The sequence below is a fragment of the Sphingomonas sp. Ant H11 genome (genome assembly GCF_000797515.1).
Classification (GTDB): Bacteria; Pseudomonadota; Alphaproteobacteria; order Sphingomonadales; family Sphingomonadaceae; genus Sphingomonas.
The window spans coordinates 1-2,816 of record NZ_JSBN01000177.1 but is presented as its reverse complement, the minus strand read 5'-3'; the positions used below and the strand labels follow the sequence as shown (position 1 = coordinate 2,816).

Here is a 2,816-nt window from a genome sequence, read left to right as displayed (position 1 = left end):
AGGCCGCCCAGCTGGCGGAAGCCGAGGCGGCGCAAGCCAAGGCCGCCGCACGCCGCGCGAGCGCGCTCGCGCGGGCGGGCACCCCCTGCCACACCGCCGACGGCACGCGCATCGAAGTCGTCGCCAATCTCGGTTCCGCTGCCGAAGCCGCCCCTGCCGTAGCCAATGGTGCCGAGGGCTGCGGCTTGCTGCGTACCGAATTCCTGTTCCTCGAACGCGACACCGCGCCATCGGTCGCCGAACAGGCCGCCGAATATCAGGCAATCGCCGATGCGCTGGAAGGTCGCCCGCTGATCGTGCGCCTACTCGACATTGGCGGCGACAAACCCGCCCCCTATCTGCCGATCGCGGGCGAGGAAAATCCGGCACTGGGCCTGCGCGGCATCCGCGTCGGCCTGGCCCACCCCGCCTTGCTCGAAGAGCAACTGCGCGCGATCCTCAGCGTACAGCCCACCGGCCAATGCAAGATCATGCTGCCGATGGTCGCCCAGATCGAGGAACTGCGCCGCGTCCGCGCACTGCTCGACCGGCTGTGCGCGGAACTCGGCATCACCACGGCGGTGCAGCTCGGCATCATGGTCGAAACCCCCGCCGCCGCCGTCACCGCCGATCTGCTGGCGCGCGAGGCCGATTTCCTGTCGGTCGGCACCAATGACCTGACGCAATATACGCTGGCGATGGACCGCGCCAATCCGGCAGTCGCAAGCGCGCTCGACGGCCTCCACCCCGCCGTGCTGCGGCTGATCGGCGAAACCTGTCGCGGCGGTGCCGCGCACGGTCGCTGGACCGGCGTGTGCGGCGGTCTCGCCTCCGATCCGCTCGCCGTGCCGATCCTGCTCGGGCTCGGCGTCACCGAATTGTCGACTGCGCCGGTGATGGTGCCGACGATCAAGGCGCTGGTGTCGGACGTCACGCTCGCGGCCTGCCGGGATCATGCCGCCGCCGCGCTCGCCTGCACCTCCGCCGCCGAGGTGCGCGCCCTCGCCCGAAGCTTCGCGACCAAGGAGATGTCGGCATGAAATCGATCCTGGGGGCGCTCCAGCCGCTCGGCCGCGCGCTGATGCTGCCGATCGCGGTACTGCCGATCGCAGGGCTGCTGATGCGGCTCGGCCAGCCCGATCTCATCCCCGGCGGCCTGCCCTTTATCGGCGCGGCGGGGCAAGCGATCTTCGACCATCTCGGCTTGCTGTTCGCGATCGGTGTCGCCACCGGCTTCGCGCGCGATGGCAATGGCGCGGCGTGCCTCGCCGGTGTCACCTGCTTCCTGGTCACGACCGAAGCCGGCAAGACGCTGCTGACCGTCCCCCCCGAAGCGATCGCAGGCTTTACCGGCCCCTCGGTCGACCTGGCGACAGCGGCGTGGAAAGCCAAGGTCATGGCGCGGCTCGACGTGCCGATCGGCATTCTGTCGGGGCTGGTCGGCGGCCTGTTCTACAATCGCTTCTCGGCGATCAAGCTGCCCGAATATCTCGCTTTCTTCGGCGGTCGCCGCTTCGTGCCGATCGTCAGCGGTCTGGCCGGCCTCGCGCTCGCGCTCGTCGTCGGGCTTGGCTTCCAGTCGATCAGCAATGGCATCGATGCACTGAGCACCGCGGCGACCAGCGCAGGCGCGCCGGGGCTGTTCGTGTTCGGCCTGCTCAACCGGCTGCTGCTGGTGACCGGGCTGCACCACATCCTCAACAACGTCGCCTGGTTCGTCGTCGGCGACTGGCACGGCACCACCGGCGATCTGCGCCGTTTCTTCGCGGGCGATCCCAGCGCCGGAAGCTTCATGGCCGGGTTCTTCCCGGTGATGATGTTCGGCCTGCCCGCCGCTTGCCTCGCCATGTACCACGCCGCCGCACCCGATCGGCGCAAGGCGGTCGGCGGGATGCTGTTCAGCCTCGCGCTCACGTCCGCGCTCACCGGCGTCACCGAGCCGATCGAATTCAGCTTCATGTTCCTGGCACCGGTGCTGTTCGGCATCCATGCCGCGCTCACCGGCCTGTCGATGGCGCTGATGGACCTGCTCGGCGTCAAGCTCGGCTTCGGCTTTTCCGCCGGTTTGTTCGATTACGTGCTGAACTACGGCAAGGCGACGCGCCCGCTGCTGCTGCTGCCGGTCGGCGCGGTCTATTTCCTGCTCTATTACGGCATCTTCCGTTTCTTCATCAAACGGATGGACTTGCGACCCCCCGGCCGTGAGCCGCTCAGCGACACCCCTGCGACATCCTCCCCAGTCGTCGCAGGCGGGCGTGGTGCGGCCTTTGCGCAGGCGCTTGGCGGCGGGGGCAATCTCACCACCGTCGGTGCCTGCACGACGCGGCTGCGCTGGTGGTGCGCGATCAGGCGCTGGTCGATGACGCCGCGCTCAAGGCACTCGCGCGCGCGGCATCATCCGCCCCTCGGCGACCGCGCTGCAAGTCGTGCTGGGGCCGATCGCCGATGTCGTCTCGGTCGAGATCCGCGATGCGCTGGCGCTGGGCGGCGGTGCTGTCACCGCACCGGTCGCCGCCACGCCGACCGCTGAGCCCACGCTAACCCTCGCCGCGCCCCTGCTCGCGGCGCTGGGCGGCGCGGACAATATTGCAGACAGCGCGCGCTATTTCGGGCGGCTGCGGATCACGCTGCGCGACGTGGCCAAGGCTGACCAAGCGGCGCTCGACGCGCTCAACCTGCACGCGGTCGCACGCCCCGCACCGGGCCTGCTGCATCTGCTCGGCGACGAAACCACGCTCGGCCGGCTGATCACCGCCTGAGCCACCGGCCCGACGCGCGCTACCCCGTTCTTCGAGCGTAGTCGAGAAACAGCCACAAAGCGCTGTGCCAGGTTTCTC

The 2,816-nt window shown here is 69.4% G+C and carries 1 protein-coding gene and 1 pseudogene; both read left to right on the top strand.

Annotated features, from left to right (window positions below; translation table 11 throughout):
- A partial coding sequence (locus tag NW75_RS21065) for a putative PEP-binding protein (RefSeq protein ID WP_033967360.1) occupies positions 1–1,019 on the top strand: 1,019 nt, incomplete at its 5' end.
- Positions 1,016–2,738: pseudogene (gene nagE / locus NW75_RS21060) on the top strand (N-acetylglucosamine-specific PTS transporter subunit IIBC). The gene NW75_RS21065 and the pseudogene nagE, both read left to right, overlap by 4 nt.
- Positions 2,739–2,816: the final 78 nt, after the last annotated feature.